Genomic DNA, 16327 nt, shown 5'->3' with positions numbered 1-16327 from the left:
CTTTTCTTGCAATATAAAAGAGGCTAGAGCAGACATTTGCTCCAACCTCTAATTAAATGTGTATTAAACGCGTGTCACCGTTTGTTTCGCTAAACCTTCGATTCGTTTTAAAGCACCCGGTTCAGCTGCTTCTACTGCCGTCGCAACCACTTCTAAAGCTTTCGTATAACGTAAATTAGTAAAAGCTAGTTCTGCTTCTGTTAATTTTTCATCCATACCAGGTTTTGAAGTACGGTAACGATTACCATATTGAATCAATAATTCAATCAACTGAACATTACTTAACATTTCTTCAATTACTCCTTCTGCTTCAGTAATTAATTCATTTGATTTTTTTAAGTTTGCGGCAATCACACCTACATTAATCGGTACTTCTAATAATTCTTGCTTCACAACATCTAATTGCTGATCAGCTTCTTTAAAGCGAGCAATAATCTCATCTGGAATACCTGGCATATTCGCTTTTTGAATTCTACGTTCTAGTAAACGAAGTCGTTGTTCAAATGATTCTAGCTGTTCGCGTCCTTCATTTTCATGAACACGTAAGTCTACTAATTTTTTAGAAAATTCTTCAATCTCTTTTTTCTTAATTTCAACAAGCTTATCTAAATCTTCTAATTCTTCTTTTAGAATAGAGTAAGCAGATTGTTCTTCTTTTACTTCTACACATAATAAATCGTATCGTTGCTTATACGTATTTAAAGCTGAACGGCATTGACGAGGCATTGCAAGTTCCTGTGTTGTTAAATGATAACTTTTTTGAACAACTTCTGCTTCATACTGCATTTCATCTACAGCTAAAAGTAAATCTTCTAAACGTGTGCCTAACTTTGTAAAATTAGAATCCACAAATTGTTTTGCATGGACTTCATTTTCAAGTGCTTCATAATAGGCATCAATATCTTTTTTCATTTGTTCTACTTGTTCAATTGCAACTTCAGTTTCTAACTGCACCAACTGCTCTTTTAATATAGGTAATTGCGCTTCAATTGCATCCAATTTTTCTGGCAACTCTAAGTGTAAGAGGAAGAATGATTGCTGTTCCATCGAACGATAACCATTACGTAAGTCGGATAAATCATTTGGTATCTTATGTTGCACATCTGTCAACAATGTTGGAATCTCCGTAATTAAGCGTAGAATTTCTTTACCTTCATGATCCAACTCTTTCACAATTTCTTTCGCTTCTAAATAGTTACCTTCTGCTGTTAGTCGCTCATAAGCTTCAAATTTTTCTGGGAATACAGCTAAACGACTTTCAAGTAGATTACCCGCTTCCCCAAATGAATATTGATGTGCGAGTAAAGTCTTGCGTGATGTACGATAATCTAATTTTAAATTTTCGATTTCCACACGACTTTTCTTTTCGCTTTCAATTAAATCATTTAGTTCTGTTAGAATGTTTTCGAGCTCACCATCACAAGCATCAATGCGCTGTTCCACTTCTTCTTCAATTTGTGTAGCTTTTTTAAATTGGAACTTATCTACAGTTTCTTCTGCTTGGATTAGTTGTTGTTCAATTTGAACTAAGTCATCATCCATCATGTCAGTCCATTTATTGCGCCATCTCTCAAACATTTCTTCTGCTTGACCACTCATATTTAACTTTTTCACTTTCGATAATTCCTCTAAAACTGGTTTGTTTTGAAGGTCTAACCTTTTTTGATCCAATCTACTAATCTCAGTATGATGTTTTTTGCGGTACACAAAAAGTACGACCACAAAAATCAATAGTACGATGACAATTGGAATGATATAATTGTACATCATATGCCCCCTATCTCTTCTATCAGGTTTTCTGCCTACTTATATTATTTTAATATTACCATGTTTCATTTCTTTTTGTTCACCATTTGTATGCGATTTTGTGTTTTTTTCAATTTTTTGTACTTTTTTTAAGCCATTAGGAGGTTTTCTCATGAAAAGGAACGGACATATTCATACACCTTTCTGCCCACATGGCACGAAAGATTCTTTCGAGCAATATATTGAACAGGCAATTCAAGCAGGTTTTGAAGATATTACTTTTACAGAACATGCTCCTTTACCAACAAATTTTGTAGATCCAACACCTTTACAAGATAGTGGTATGCAACAAAAAGATGTAGATACGTATATTAAAACATTGCAAAACTTACAAGTTCAATATGCGAACAACATAAAAATCCGCATTGGTTTTGAAGTTGATTATATAATGGGATATGAAGAAGAAACAAAACAATGGTTACATACATATGGTCCTGTAATAGACGACGCTATTTTATCTGTTCATTTTTTAAAAATTAACGGAGAGTATGTTTGTATTGATTACTCAGATAGTGTTTTTATGGATACCGTTCAAAAAGTCGGCTCAGTTGAACGATTATATCATATGTATTATGATACAGTTCAGCAGTCGATTGAAGCCGATTTAGGGACTTTTAAACCAAAGAGAATTGGACATCCAACACTCATCCATAAATTTCAACATGCTCATCACGAAACGATTGAAGATCACGAACAGATTGAACATGTTTTACAATCCATCAAGCATCATAACTATGAGCTTGACGTAAATAGTGCGGGATATGCTAAGAAATTTTGTTTAGAATCTTACCCACCTATTCGTTATATCGAACACGCAAAACAATTACAAATTCCTCTCGTTTTTGGTTCAGATGCTCATCAAGCAAAAGACTTTGACCAGTTCTTTGAGGAATTACAACCGTATTTATAGAAAAGGAAGTGGCTTTATATGTTTACACCTCAAAATATTGAAGGTTCATCAAAAGAAAAATATGTTATGTTATCAAAACAACTAGCAGCATTAACAGAAGGCGAAACAGATCACATCGCTATTTTAAGTAATGCATCAGCTTTATTAAACCAAGCGCTTGATACAATTAACTGGTGTGGCTTTTATTTATATAAAAATGACGAGTTATTATTAGGTCCATTCCAAGGCTTACCAGCTTGTGTACACATTACTCTTGGTCGTGGTGTTTGCGGTACAGCTGCAAGCGAATTAAAAACATATCGTGTAGAAGACGTGCATGCTTTCCCAGGACACATCGCTTGTGATGCTGCATCCAATTCTGAAATTGTCGTACCAATTGTAATCAACGGAGAACTATACGGCGTACTTGACATTGATAGCCCAATCAAAAATCGCTTCTCAGAAGAAGACCAAGAAGGTATTGAGCTATTTGTCGAAACACTTCAAAAATTCTTAGTATAAGCAAACACAAAAAGAGAAATCCCTTTAAAAATAATGGGACTTCTCTTTTTTTCAATTCTTTTTATCTATTAAAGACTCTCTTTAATTTCCATCTTTTTCGTGTATATTTGAGCTTGATTTTTCCCATTACCTTTTGCAAAATATAACGCTGCATCCGCCTCTTTAAATAGACTTTGATATGTTACATGCTTTCGGTGATGATTCCAATAAGAAATTCCTGCAGAAACTGTTACTTTAGGAACTGTCTCGGTAGCAATACGTTGTGAAATACGCGCTACGATTTGTTGACTATTCAGCAACTGATTATTCGGTAGATAAACAGCCAGTTCTTCCCCGCCCCAACGCGCTCCAATTCCACACTCCCCTACTTCTTCTTGAATAATTTTTGCTACATGCTCTAAAACACGGTCTCCTTGATGATGACCGAATTTATCATTTACTTGTTTGAAGTCATCAATGTCAAATAATACAAAAACACCTTGTCTATCGATGTGCATCGCCTTCTCAACAAAGCTATCTAGATAATGGCGCGCAAAAAGTTTGGTTAAATTATCGCGGTTTACCATCTCCTGTAGCTGTTCACGTAAAATAACATTTGAAATTGCCAAAGAAGAGTGACGAATAATCGATTGAATCAATTTATAACTATCAAAGGAGAAGTAATAAGCTTCTTCATGTACTAATAACACAAAGCCATGCACTTTCTCTCGAATAATGATAGGTACAGCCATCAATGATGCGTATGGTATTTCTAAATCAATTAATTCTTGAAAATCCGCAACAAACAGTGGCTCATTCGTTCTTGAAAAGTGCTCACCAATATACTCCAAATAAACAGCTGATTCATTTGAGTAAAAATAAGGTGTTGTTCCTGTCTCCATCTCTAATCGTTGGTTCATAAAAACAAATGCCAATTCAGAAGGTTTAAATGCTTTTGAAATTTGTTTCGACAAATATTCAAGCATTTCTTTTTGTGATAAGTTCATATTCAAATCATGAAATGACTCATTAATAAACTGTAAATCGCTGACAAGTCGATGCGATTGCCCATATAACTTTGCATTTTCTAACGCTTTACCTGATGTATCGCCTAAAAAACTTAGTTTTCGTTCATCATATTCTGTAAATTGGTATTTCTCATGCTTTTCAATGCGGATTACACCGTATGTTCCTTGACGACCCTTGATTGGAGCACATAAAGATGTTAGTCCATGTTCTTCAAAATTTTCATGCACCAAATGACCCGATACAAACGATTCCGTTGTCGCAGGTCTTTCATTAATATAGTCATATACCGATACATTTTTAGGTAGTTGATGTTCTTGATCATTTGATAAAATCAATTGATGTTCATATTGAGGAAACTTACTTTCTAATTCTTGTAAAAGCGCATCTATAATATGCTCAACATTCATTGTTGAGTGGAATAATTCTGTCATTTTCAACAATTCTTTATTCAAACGATTTTCTGCACGATTTTGATATTGTTGCTTAATTGTACGTGCAGACTCATAAAATGACTCCATTAATTCCGCAAAGTAATCACTTTGTTTGAATTCTTCCCATTTAGGTGAAGAAGTAAAAAACAACACTCCTTCTACATCGCCTTTTTGTCGAATGATTAAAGCATCATTCACTTCTGGATGATGTATTTGTACGCTTGATACAAGATGATGAATTGAATTATTTTGTATGTGTGTGAGAATACAATCTAAAGCAATATGATGAGATTGAAAATCTTGTTGATGATGTCTTAGCTTTCGTAGTTGTTTTTCTTCTATAAAATAGTACTCTACATTTTTTAATTGGAATTGTTGATACAATAATTCATTTAAATAACTATAATATGAGAAGGTATTAAATCCATCGCGATGAATTTCAATCCATAAGTCCAATATATGCCCTTTAATTGCATCCATAATATGTTGATCTCGCAAATGTAATCACCTATTTTCGTTTAATAGACACAAGATTCTTAACTGTATTATACACAAATAGGTTCTTTTATACTACTTCTATTTAACCAAGTTCAAAAAAACTATTTTTATTAATTAATTTGTCCGTTATTTTTTTCATTTTCTTGACATACCAATCTATACGCTATAGAATAGAGTTTGTGTAAAATAAACGCAGCGGTTGTATGGTATTGTCGTTTATTCTGTTCCTCTAGTTCTGCTAGACGGAGTAGGAGTAATTCTTAGGCTGCATGAACGAAACTACTTGAATATAGAATAACTGCTTTGCTAAATACAGCTGATTTTTGTTTTATGCCAAATAAAAATCATAGGAGGGACTTTAAATGTCTCGTTATACAGGTCCATCTTGGAAACTATCTCGTCGTTTAGGCATTTCTTTAAGCGGTACTGGTAAAGAAATCGAAAAGCGTCCATACGCTCCAGGTCAACACGGTCCAACTCAACGTAAAAAATTATCTGAGTATGGTCTACAATTACAAGAAAAACAAAAACTTCGTCATATGTACGGTATGACTGAACGTCAATTCCACAACTTATTCGTTAAAGCTGGTAAAATGAATGGTGTACATGGTGAAAACTTCATGATCCTTCTTGAAACTCGCTTAGACAACCTAGTTTACCGTCTTGGCTTAGCTCGCACTCGTCGCGGCGCTCGTCAATTGGTAAACCACGGTCACGTAACAGTTGATGGTAAACGCGTTGATATCCCATCATACAGCGTAAAACCAGGTCAAGTTATTTCTCTTCGTGAAAAATCTCTTAACCTTACTGCTGTAAACGAAGCAATCGAAGCTAACGCATTCGTTCCAGAATACTTAACTTTCGATGCTGACAACAAAGTTGGTACTTTCACTCGCCTACCAGAGCGCTCTGAATTATCAGCTGAAATCAACGAAGCTTACATCGTAGAGTTCTACTCTCGTTAATCTTTTTGATTCAAAAACCTTTGAAAACGTTGTTTTCAAAGGTTTTTTTGTTGTTTAAATACATAATTTATAACAAAAATACACTTATTTTCATTCATCGATAAACATATTTTCTCTTTCCATACCTCACCTTTCACTTAAAAAGATTAAATCCTACTAAAAAAGGGCAAATAAACAAAGAACAGTCTAAATTCTATTTCGGGAGGGTTTACTATGCGTAAGTCATTAGTTGCTTTACCATTGGTTGCACTTTTTTTATTAAGCGCTTGCGGTAATGCAACAGAAGAAAAAAATGGCGAAAAAGCAGAAAGTTCATCAACAACTGATACATCGAAAAATGGTACAAAATATGAAATAGGACATACGGTGAAAATTGATCATGTTGATTTCACCATTACATCTGCAAAATTATCGGATGGTGAAAAAAATATAAAGCCTAAAGGCAAGGCTCTTACACTAGATGTAACTGCAAAAAATGAATCAGACAAAAAAGTACTACTTGCTTCTACAGAATTTACACTTTATAAAAACGGTAAGAAACAAGAAAGTTACTTCGGTGAAACAAATCATCTAGATGGTAATTTAGATAGAAACAAAACAGTTAAAGGTGTATTACAATATGATGTTGAAGGTGCTGGAGAATATGAGCTTATTTATAAACCAGCCTATATAAATGACAAAAAAGAATATAAGTGGCATATTGAAGTAAAATAAATCTATTTAATTGAAAGGAAGATAATTTATGGGACGCTACTACTCAATTAACTTTGGATTAGGCAATGCTTTTGAAGGTTTGTTTGAAGATATTGGAGAAGCTAAGTCATACGCAGAAGAAAATGTGGAACTAAATCGCCAACATATTAAAATCCGTGATGATGAAGGGAAACTCCTTAGCACATCGCATTGGAATGGTGTTGCTCCTACTGCTGACGAAGATGTACTTGTTGATTTCGGTAAACATGGTTACTACAGTAATTGGATGGATGTATAAATAAAAAACAGGTTAAAAAAACTGGAACTGCGTCACAACGCGATTCCAGTTTTTCTTATGCTCATGTGGACTCATATTTTGTATACTTATGTTTCAATCTGCTTAAATTCTATAGTTGTGTAAGACCTAAAAAGATTCCTACACAAGCAAATATAATAGCAGAAATGACAACCACTGATAAAATCATCGTAAAGAACGCTTTCCATTTGGAGAATTGATGTACTTCCGATAACATAACAATCCCTACAATGAACGTATAGATAGAACAAATAACCGCTAAAATAACCACGATAATTGCTAACGTAACTGATCCAGCTGTCTGATCTAAATCCGTATTATAAAAATTAGCCGGATATGCAATTAAATAAATAATTACAAATGGGAAAAGTAAAAAGTGAGGGAATGTTAGGAACATCGAACCTTTATATAAAGCTACAAAACTACCTGTTCCCTTTAAAATTTTACCCGCTAACCAATAAAAGAATGCTGTAAAAATACTACCTACAATTAAAGCAAAAATGGCACCGACTGCTCCAGCGAATATAATGATGAAAGAGTTTGGTAAGTCACCTGAACTTGTCACCATATTCTTTTGATCCATTGTTCCAAATAAACTTGTTGCCCATGCACCTAAGAAAGCAAGAAAGAATATACCCCAAAAACTGCGTTCCATCAATACGCTTTTCACCGTATCAACTGGATGAAACCAGAGATGTGTAAAGGGATTTACTTTTTTACGCATGCTCATCCTCCTAATTAATAAGACATGAATTTTTTGATGTTATTAGGATTTACCCTGATTTCTTTTAGGACAAACAGCCTTCATTTATTGTTACTTTACAAAAAAAGAAGAACCACAACATTGTGTGATTCTTCCAAATTGAGTATTGATTATTCTACTTCTCCGCCCCACATCATCATACCGCCATTCATATTCGTTACATCGTAACCTTGTTGCTCTAAAAATTGTGTCGCTTGACCTGAGCGTCCACCTGAGCGACATACCATAATATATGGTGTATTTTTATCTAATTCATGCATTCTAAATTCTAATAAACCTAATGGAATATGAATAATGCCAGGAATTTTCCCTGCTTCTACTTCTTCTACTTCGCGTACATCGATTAAATGTAATTCCTCGCCTGCTGCTAACTTTTCTTGTACTTCTGTTGTTGTAATAGTTTTCATTCTATATGCTCCTCTTTTATACTTACGGGGGTATTAAAAATAGTAAAAAGAAGTACGAAACGACTTCTTTTTAGCGACTTTTCACAAGAAGATTCACAGCTTCTTGAATTAACTCTTCATGTGTTTTATCGTCTGTATTCCCTTCACCTTGGATACAGTGTACTAAATTCGTACTAACGACTAAGCCAATTGTACGATCGATTGCTGAACGAGCAGCAGATAATTGTGTAATGACTTGTTTACAGTCTTTACCTTCATCCATCATGCGTAAAATCCCTTGAATCTGTCCATCGATGCGTTTCAGTCTGTTTCGAACTTGTTGATCATATTCCACTATTTTTACCTCCCATCATTTATTTATATTGCTATGATATACCCCGTAAGGTATTTAGTCAAGCATTTAAAATTCAGAAGTTCATCATACACTATGTTATAATTTTTGAAAAGAAATGTGAAGGAGGATTTTCATGCGTATTATCTCCATTTGTCCAAGTAATACAGAAATCGTTGCTTTACTCGGCTTGACTGATTCACTCATCGCTGTTGATGATTTTTCAGATTGGCCACAGACTGTAAATACATTACCCAAATTAGGACCTGATTTATCCATTGATTTAGATGCATTAGAGGCATTACAACCAGACCTCGTTCTATCTTCTCTCAGTGTTCCTGGTATGGAAAAGAATGTTGACGGTTTAAAAGAACGCGGGATTCCTCAACTCGTTTTAAATGCAAATTCACTCGATGAGATCATTGAAGAAGTCCGTCTTGTTGGGAAAGCTTGCGGTGTTGCAGATCGTGCGGAAGAAGTTGCAACAGCCTATGAAGCAAAAAGACATGAACTACATACCATTTCTCAATCAATCAATGAACATCCTTCACTTTATTGGGAATGGTGGCCCAATCCTATTTTCACACCTGGAAAAGTGAATTGGCTAACAGAAATCAGTCAACTTGCAGGTGGTCGTAATACGTTTGAAGATGTTGAATTAGCTAGTATCATGACTGATTTTGACGATGTAAAAAAGAGAAATCCTGATTATATTTTTTTATCATGGGTGGGAGTAGCTTATGAACGAATCAATCCAAAAGTCGTATTAAAGCGTGATGGATGGCAAGAGATGGATGCTGTAAAAAATGAACGTATTTTTAAAATGGAAGAATGGCTTTACTGTCGCCCCTCTCCACGTCTTTTAATTGGTGCAATTCAACTTGCCAAACGAATTCATCCAAAGGCATATGCTCATGTCGAAATCCCATCTTTTTTAACAATATAATAGGAAGAAACTCATTTTTCATGCATAAAAAAAGAAGGAATCGACTAGTTGCGATTCCTTCTTTTTTGCGTTCAAATGAGATTGTATTATGAAAACTTCACCATGAAGTATTTTTTCTTACCACGACGAATGATTGTAAATGCATCCTCTAAACGATCTTTTGCGTCAACTGTGTAGTCAAGGTCTTGTACTTTCTCACCGTTTACGGAAATAGCACCGTTTGTTACATCTTCACGCGCTTGACGTTTTGAAGGTGAGATTTTAGCTTCTACTAATAATTCAACAATATTTGTATCTGCTTTCGTTACTTCTACAGATGGGACACCTGAGAATGCAACTTTCATCTCATCTGCTGATAAAGCTTTTAAGTCACCTGAGAATAGCGCAGCTGTAATTTTTAATGCTTGCTCTAAACCTTCTTCACCGTGAATCATTTTTGTCATTTCAGCAGCTAATGTTTTTTGAGCTTCACGTAAATGCGCTTCTGTTTCTACTTTTTCAGCTAAAGCTTCAATTTCAGCACGTGTTAAGAATGTAAAGATTTTTAAGTATTTCACAACATCTGCATCTGCTGTGTTTAACCAGAATTGGTAGAATTCATATGGAGATGTTTTTTCACCATCTAACCAAATCGCACCACCAGCTGTTTTACCAAATTTCGTACCATCTGCTTTTGTCACAAGTGGAATTGTAAAACCGAATGCTTTTGCCTCTTCATCATGTGTTTTACGAATTACTTCTAAACCTGTTGTAATATTACCCCATTGATCAGAGCCACCTACTTGAATACGTACATTGTGGTGATCGTATAAATGATTAAAGTCCATACCTTGAATTAGTGTGTATGTGAATTCAGTGAATGATAGACCTGATTCTAAGCGAGAAGAAATCGTATCCTTACCTAGCATGTAATTAATATTAATTAATTTACCATAGTCACGTAAAAATTCGATTGTTGTCATATTGCCGAACCAATCGTAGTTATTCACTAATTTTGCGCCATTCGCTTCATCTTTGAAGTCGAAAATACGACCTAGTTGTCCTTTGATACAGTCTACATTGTGTTGAATTTGTTCTTCTGTTAATAAATTACGCTCTGAAGAACGACCTGATGGGTCACCAATCATTCCTGTTGCACCACCTACTAGTAATACAGGTTGATGACCAGCTTGTTGGAAACGACGTAATGTTAGCATTGGAACGATGTGACCGATATGCATCGAATCTGCTGTTGGATCTACACCTACGTATAACGATACTTTTTCTTCTTCTAGTAATTTCGCCATGCCTTCTTCATCTGTTTGCTGGTACAACAAACCACGCCATGTTAAGTCTTCAATTAATGCATTTGTCATTGTTATTCCTCCTAATAATAAAAAAATCGTCCCTGCCATCATATATTGATGCAGGGACGTTAGGGACGAATAACGCGGTACCACCCGGCTTGGAGAAATGCTTGTCATCTCTCCCGCTCTGTCGCTTTAACGCAGCGGCTACGTCGTTACTCCAAATGTGTAATTCAAAACAAAATTATGGTTAGCTTGCACCGACCGCTAACTCTCTAAACAGGGAATTTTGTTTCTACTGCGCATTTTTCTCCGTACGAAATATATACCTGTTACTTTACTTTAGTTCATTTTTTTTGTCAATGTTTAAATTGTTCACACATAAGTGAGTCATTTTCATGTAATATTAAGTATGTATGCAAAAATTTTAACCGTCTATTATTTGGAATATATTTGCTATAAGTAGGGTAAAATATTGTATACTATTTTTACGTAAGAGATGCTAAAGTTAATAACGGTTCATACATATGCTAATTGCATCGATTCATTTATAATTAAAAAAAAGAAAAATCGATTGTATTATACAGTCTTGTGACCAGTTAAAAAATGTATAGTTGCAATACCTTTTTTAACCTGATTTAAACTGAAGGAGGAAGGTCATTTTTAAAGTAGCAATGCTCTCAAAAGAGTTTTAAAAATGATCGTTCGAGTGATATCCATGAAAAAGCTATTAGAGAGTTGGGATCAACATATACAAGCATTTTCCGACAAACCATTTATGAAATATTTCCGTATTTCATCCAGCGTAATTTGGAATTTATTCTTATTATTCTTAACGCTTATGCTTGTCGGAATTGTCTTTTTAGGTTCTATTGGTGCAGGTTATTTTGCATCACTAGTAAAAGACGAAAAGCTCTCATCAAAGCAAGAAATGCGTGAGACCATTTTTAACTATGATGAGACCAGTCAGTTATACTTCGCTAATAATCAATATTTAGGGAAGATGCGAACTGATTTAGAAAGAACGGAAACAACTTTAAAACAAGTATCACCAAAAGTAATTGATGCTGTACTTGCGACAGAAGATGAATACTTCTATGAACATAACGGAATTGTACCAAAGGCTGTATTCCGTGGTTTATTACAAGATGTATCGAATTCGTCTATGCAAACTGGTGGTTCGACACTGACACAACAATTAATTAAAAACCAAGTCTTAACGAATGAAGTATCTTATGAACGTAAAGCAAAAGAATTACTGCTTGCCATGCGTTTAGAGCACTTCATGACAAAAGATGAGATTTTAGAAGCATATTTGAATATTATCCCGTATGGTCGTAATTCGGCTGGTCGTAATATTGCAGGTGTTGAAACAGCTTCAAAAGGAATTTTCAATAAGAGCGCTTCAGACTTGAATTTACCACAAGCTGCTTATATTGCTGGGATTCCGCAATCTCCATTTGCTTATACACCTTATACGCAAACTGGACAATTAAAAGATAAAAAGATGTTACAACTTGGCGTAAATCGTATGAAAACAGTACTTTATCGTATGCATGAAACAGGTTATATTTCAGATGCAGAATATAAAAAAGCACTTAAATATAACATTGTGAAAGATTTCCGCGCACGCGAAAAACAAGCGACAGAAAAATATCCATACGTAACATATGAAATTGAAGATCAAGCAAAAGATATTATGGCAAAAATTTTGGCGAAAAAAGATGGGATTGAAGCAAAACGTATTGATAAAGAATCCAAATTACGTGAAAAATACACAATTTTAGCTGACCGTGAATTACGCTCAAAAGGTTATAAAATTTATTCGACAATTGATAAAAAATTGTATGACGCGATGGATAAAGCGAAGGACTCATTCCCTTATTACGGAGCTACGTACACGAAGAATGTAACAGACCCTGAAACAGGCGAAACGAAGCCTGTAGCCGATCCTGTTCAAGTAGGTGGCGTAGTCATCGAAAATGAGACAGGTCGCTTATTAAGCTTCATCGGTGGTCGAGACTTCAAACTTGAAGAACTCAACCATGCAACACAAGCAAAACGTTCAAATGGTTCAACAATGAAACCTTTACTTGTTTATGCACCTGCAATTGAATATGGTCGTATTGGTGCTGGTAGTCCTGTAGCCGATGTGAAATTTAATTATGGTGGTTGGCAACCTTCTAACTTTGATGTGAATGAAGAACGTGGTATTGTTTCTGCACGTGACGCTTTAAAAGACTCATTAAACTTACCTGCGATTCGTTTATACGCTCAAATTATGGCGAATAAACCTGCAAACTTCTTAGAAAAAATGGGCTTCTCAAATCTAGATGCAGATGATTATACAAACTACTCAACATCGATTGGTGCTTTAAAATACGGCGTAACAGTAGAAGAAAATGCCAATGCATTTGCGACATTCGCAAACGGCGGAGATTTCGTTGATGCGTATGTGGTTGAAAAAATTGTAGACCGTAACGGTAAAACGATTTACAAACACAAGTCGAAAAAGAAACGCGTATTCTCTGAAGAAACATCGTATATCATTACAGATATGCTACGAGATGTATTCAATGGCGGTACAGGTTCAAAAGCAAAAGGTAGCCTAAACTTTAGTGGTGATTTTGCTGGTAAAACAGGTACATCTCAAGAATATAAAGATGTATGGTTAGTCGGCTACAACCCGAAAATCACATTAGGTGTGTGGATGGGTTATGACCAACCAAAAACATTAAATCAATATAACGGCGCTTATTTCGATCCAAGTACACGTATCAACTTATTCTGGGCACGTGTTATGAACTCGATTTATAGTACAGATCCAAAACTTGCAACAGCTGGTGGTAGCTCATTTACACGCCCTCCAAATGTTGTGAATCGTTCATTCTGTGCAGATACTGGTGGTTATTCTGGATGTGGTAACATGACATCTGATTTATTCAATGGTTCATTGTCTGTTCCTCCAGTAACTATCTCTTCTCTATTATCACCATTCGGTGGTACGCTACCAGCGAAAAAAGAAGAAAAGAAAAATGCAAATAACACTACGACAGATAAAAAGAATGAAGACAAAAATAAAAATGAATCATCTAGCAATAATTCGAATTCATCAAGTTCGAATAATACTCAAACAAATAAACCGTCTACTGGTGGTTCAAATAATTCAACAGGTTCTGATAACACATCAAAACCAGAATCAAACAATAAGCCACCAGCTACCAACAATGGTGGTAGTGGCAATAGTTCGAATAAACCAAGTACAGGTACAGAAGAAAAACCAAGTACAGGCGGTGGAAATTCAGGTAGCGGTTCTAACGAATCTACTGAAAAACCAAAGCCAAAACCAGATGATTCAAAAGAAGATAAAGAATAGTAAAAGAGAAGTGGGGTCTACCTACTTCTCTTTTCATTTCTTAAAAAATAAAAAAACCGCACCATCGCGATTTTTTTATTATTACACATATCATTTTTTAATCATCTTCCATTGTAGACAAATCACCTGTCGGTAAATTTAATTCCCATGCTTTTAATACACGACGCATAATTTTACCACTTCTTGTTTTTGGTAACTTCTCTTTAAACTCAATTTCACGTGGCGCTGCATGTGCTGCCAAACCCTTCTTTACAAAATCCTTAATATTCGCTTCAAGCTCTGGTGTTGGTGTAACACCTTCACGTAGGGCAATAAAAGCTTTAATAATTTCCCCTCTTACTGGATCCGGCTTTCCAATAACACCGGCCTCCACAACATCAGGATGTTCTAATAATTTACTCTCTACTTCAAACGGTCCGACACGCTCTCCGGCTGTCATAATCACATCATCAATTCTCCCTTGGAACCAGAAGTAACCTTCATCATCCATATAAGCGGAATCTCCTGAAACATACCATTCGTCTTTTAAAAAGTACGAATCATAGCGTTCTGGATTATTCCAAACTTGGCGCATCATTGATGGCCACCCCTTTTTAATCGCTAAGTTCCCCATTGTGAACGGTGGTACTTCTATTCCTTGATCATCTACAATTGTCGCTTCAATACCTGGTAATGGTTTTCCCATAGAACCTGGCTTAATATCCATTGAAGGATAATTACAAATCATCTGCGCTCCTGTCTCCGTCATCCACCATGTATCATGAATACGATGATGTAACACTTCTTTTCCCCATTTAATAACTTCTGGGTTTAATGGCTCCCCTACAGATAATACATGACGTAAATGACTTAAATCATACTGTTCAACCACATGATTACCTGCCCCCATTAACATTCGAAATGCTGTAGGCGCACTATACCATACCGTTACTTTATACTTTTCTAATGCACCATACCAAGATTCCGGTGAAAATCGTCCCCCAACGATGACCATCGAAATACCATGTAACCATGGTGCAAAAATGCCATAAGCTGTTCCCGTTACCCAACCTGGGTCAGCTGTACACCAATAAATATCATCATCTTTTAAATCTAAAACCCATTTAGCACTTTGATATTGCTGAATCATTGCATTGTGTACATGTAAAACCCCTTTTGGTTTACCAGTTGAACCAGACGTATAATGTAGAACAGCTCCGTCTTCTAGCGTTACCCACTCTACTGAGAATTGATCCGAAGCTTGCTCCATTAATCGATTAAAATCAAAAATTTGTTCTGTTTCTTCGATTTCTTCTCCTACTACAAAAATCTTTTTCAAATGTGGTAGTCGATCAACTGGAACACGCGGTAACAACTCTGGTGTCGTTACTAAAACAGAAGCTTCACTATCATATAGACGATCATATACTGCTACTTCCATAAAAGCTTCAAACAAAGGCCCTACAATAACACCTTTTTTAACTGCACCAAGTAAGGCAATATAAAGTTCTGGTGTTCGTGGCATAAAGATAAATAAGCGATCCCCTTTTTTCAAATCTGTATAATTTGAAAATACATTCGCTGCTCGATTAGATAACTTTTTCATTTCCCCAAATGAATAGGCTTCTTTTCGATGTGCATCTTCATAATATAAAGCAATACGATTTTCTTTCTCTGAATCAGCATGGCGATCGATTGCTTCATGCGCCAAATTGACAAGACCTGTTGTGCTCCATGAAAAAACTTCATTCACTTTCTCCCAATTGAATGTGGCTTTTTCTTTGTCATAATCTACAAGATTAAAATCACCCTTCGTTGCTACTAGTGGTTCAATTCTCATATTTTAACCCCCTTGTTCGATTAATACCCTTTTATTATATAACAGATAAACCTGTGTTATAATAGATTATATAAAATTGACTGAATAATTCAAAAAAATAAGGATTTTTCGAATTTAAACAGCAAATTTCAGTTAAAATTATACTTTTAGAATGAATATCCTTTTTTGTACACATTTTCGCACTAATCTATCATTTCTTCTCATTTACGTTATTTTTTTCTTTTCACATGATGTATAATAAAAAACAAACGTATCGAAAAGGAGCGGTGGA

Annotated in this window: 14 protein-coding genes and 1 other annotated feature; of the genes, 7 read left to right on the top strand and 7 right to left on the bottom strand. The window is 35.2% G+C overall.

Annotation, left to right across the window (positions count from 1 at the left end):
• Window positions 1-63: 63 nt before the first annotated feature.
• Complete coding sequence (locus ASO14_RS04285; protein ID WP_068451883.1) at window positions 64-1767, bottom strand: septation ring formation regulator EzrA; 1704 nt, start codon at window positions 1765-1767, stop codon at window positions 64-66.
• A gap of 151 nt (window positions 1768-1918) precedes the next feature.
• Here ASO14_RS04285 and hisJ point away from each other — a divergent pair, with 151 nt between their 5' ends.
• Complete coding sequence (hisJ, locus tag ASO14_RS04280) at window positions 1919-2716, top strand: histidinol-phosphatase HisJ (protein WP_068451880.1); 798 nt, start codon at window positions 1919-1921, stop codon at window positions 2714-2716.
• Window positions 2717-2734: 18 nt separating this feature from the next.
• Window positions 2735-3217: a GAF domain-containing protein gene (locus ASO14_RS04275; RefSeq protein WP_068451877.1), complete on the top strand. Its 483-nt coding sequence runs from the start codon at window positions 2735-2737 to the stop codon at window positions 3215-3217.
• Between the two features lie 68 nt (window positions 3218-3285).
• Here the strand turns inward: ASO14_RS04275 and ASO14_RS04270 are convergent, their stop codons facing one another.
• Window positions 3286-5154 (bottom strand): sensor domain-containing diguanylate cyclase, encoded by a 1869-nt coding sequence (locus ASO14_RS04270; protein WP_068451875.1) that lies wholly within the window; start codon window positions 5152-5154, stop codon window positions 3286-3288.
• A 362-nt stretch (window positions 5155-5516) separates the two neighbouring features.
• On the opposite strand from ASO14_RS04270, the gene rpsD reads away from it, so the two are divergent.
• From rpsD to ASO14_RS04255, 3 genes are all read left to right on the top strand, one after another.
• Window positions 5517-6119: a 30S ribosomal protein S4 gene (gene rpsD / locus ASO14_RS04265; protein WP_068451873.1), complete on the top strand. Its 603-nt coding sequence runs from the start codon at window positions 5517-5519 to the stop codon at window positions 6117-6119.
• A 213-nt stretch (window positions 6120-6332) separates the two neighbouring features.
• On the top strand, window positions 6333-6833 hold the full coding sequence (locus ASO14_RS04260; protein WP_068451871.1) for a DUF4352 domain-containing protein: 501 nt from the start codon (window positions 6333-6335) through the stop codon (window positions 6831-6833).
• 28 nt (window positions 6834-6861) lie between these two features.
• The gene (locus tag ASO14_RS04255; RefSeq protein WP_068451867.1) at window positions 6862-7110 is read left to right on the top strand and encodes a hypothetical protein; all 249 of its coding nucleotides are present in this window, start codon (window positions 6862-6864) and stop codon (window positions 7108-7110) included.
• Between the two features lie 109 nt (window positions 7111-7219).
• On the opposite strand, the gene ASO14_RS04250 is transcribed toward ASO14_RS04255, so the two are convergent.
• From ASO14_RS04250 to ASO14_RS04240, 3 genes are all read right to left on the bottom strand, one after another.
• Complete coding sequence (locus tag ASO14_RS04250) at window positions 7220-7852, bottom strand: YIP1 family protein (protein WP_068451861.1); 633 nt, start codon at window positions 7850-7852, stop codon at window positions 7220-7222.
• Between the two features lie 149 nt (window positions 7853-8001).
• Window positions 8002-8298: a rhodanese-like domain-containing protein gene (locus ASO14_RS04245; protein ID WP_068451857.1), complete on the bottom strand. Its 297-nt coding sequence runs from the start codon at window positions 8296-8298 to the stop codon at window positions 8002-8004.
• A 70-nt stretch (window positions 8299-8368) separates the two neighbouring features.
• Window positions 8369-8632 (bottom strand): metal-sensitive transcriptional regulator, encoded by a 264-nt coding sequence (locus tag ASO14_RS04240; protein WP_068451854.1) that lies wholly within the window; start codon window positions 8630-8632, stop codon window positions 8369-8371.
• A 133-nt stretch (window positions 8633-8765) separates the two neighbouring features.
• On the opposite strand from ASO14_RS04240, the gene ASO14_RS04235 reads away from it, so the two are divergent.
• Window positions 8766-9575 (top strand): cobalamin-binding protein, encoded by an 810-nt coding sequence (locus ASO14_RS04235; RefSeq protein WP_068451850.1) that lies wholly within the window; start codon window positions 8766-8768, stop codon window positions 9573-9575.
• An 86-nt stretch (window positions 9576-9661) separates the two neighbouring features.
• Here the strand turns inward: ASO14_RS04235 and tyrS are convergent, their stop codons facing one another.
• A complete protein-coding gene (tyrS, locus tag ASO14_RS04230) occupies window positions 9662-10930 on the bottom strand; it encodes a tyrosine--tRNA ligase (protein WP_068451847.1) in 1269 nt (422 codons plus the stop codon).
• 49 nt (window positions 10931-10979) lie between these two features.
• Window positions 10980-11183: a binding site (T-box leader), on the bottom strand.
• A 396-nt stretch (window positions 11184-11579) separates the two neighbouring features.
• Here tyrS and ASO14_RS04225 point away from each other — a divergent pair.
• Window positions 11580-14237, top strand: a complete 2658-nt coding sequence (locus ASO14_RS04225; RefSeq protein ID WP_068457285.1) for a transglycosylase domain-containing protein — start codon at window positions 11580-11582, stop codon at window positions 14235-14237.
• A gap of 97 nt (window positions 14238-14334) precedes the next feature.
• Here the strand turns inward: ASO14_RS04225 and acsA are convergent, their stop codons facing one another.
• Window positions 14335-16056 (bottom strand): acetate--CoA ligase, encoded by a 1722-nt coding sequence (gene acsA, locus ASO14_RS04220; protein WP_068451844.1) that lies wholly within the window; start codon window positions 16054-16056, stop codon window positions 14335-14337.
• Window positions 16057-16327: the final 271 nt, after the last annotated feature.

Origin of the sequence: Kurthia sp. 11kri321, assembly GCF_001534765.1 — a bacterium.
Classification (GTDB): Bacteria; Bacillota; Bacilli; order Bacillales_A; family Planococcaceae; genus Kurthia; species Kurthia gibsonii.
Note: the sequence above shows the minus strand (reverse complement) of the source record. Positions and strands in the feature narration are given on the sequence as shown.

Coding starts and splice junctions, on each gene's coding strand:
- ASO14_RS04285 (WP_068451883.1), bottom strand. CDS start 1,767: ATGTACAATTATATCATTCCAATTGTCATCGTACTATTGATTTTTGTG.
- hisJ (WP_068451880.1), top strand. CDS start 1,919: ATGAAAAGGAACGGACATATTCATACACCTTTCTGCCCACATGGCACG.
- ASO14_RS04275 (WP_068451877.1), top strand. CDS start 2,735: ATGTTTACACCTCAAAATATTGAAGGTTCATCAAAAGAAAAATATGTT.
- rpsD (WP_068451873.1), top strand. CDS start 5,517: ATGTCTCGTTATACAGGTCCATCTTGGAAACTATCTCGTCGTTTAGGC.
- ASO14_RS04260 (WP_068451871.1), top strand. CDS start 6,333: ATGCGTAAGTCATTAGTTGCTTTACCATTGGTTGCACTTTTTTTATTA.
- ASO14_RS04255 (WP_068451867.1), top strand. CDS start 6,862: ATGGGACGCTACTACTCAATTAACTTTGGATTAGGCAATGCTTTTGAA.
- ASO14_RS04250 (WP_068451861.1), bottom strand. CDS start 7,852: ATGCGTAAAAAAGTAAATCCCTTTACACATCTCTGGTTTCATCCAGTT.
- ASO14_RS04245 (WP_068451857.1), bottom strand. CDS start 8,298: ATGAAAACTATTACAACAACAGAAGTACAAGAAAAGTTAGCAGCAGGC.
- ASO14_RS04235 (WP_068451850.1), top strand. CDS start 8,766: ATGCGTATTATCTCCATTTGTCCAAGTAATACAGAAATCGTTGCTTTA.
- tyrS (WP_068451847.1), bottom strand. CDS start 10,930: ATGACAAATGCATTAATTGAAGACTTAACATGGCGTGGTTTGTTGTAC.
- ASO14_RS04225 (WP_068457285.1), top strand. CDS start 11,580: ATGAAAAAGCTATTAGAGAGTTGGGATCAACATATACAAGCATTTTCC.
- acsA (WP_068451844.1), bottom strand. CDS start 16,056: ATGAGAATTGAACCACTAGTAGCAACGAAGGGTGATTTTAATCTTGTA.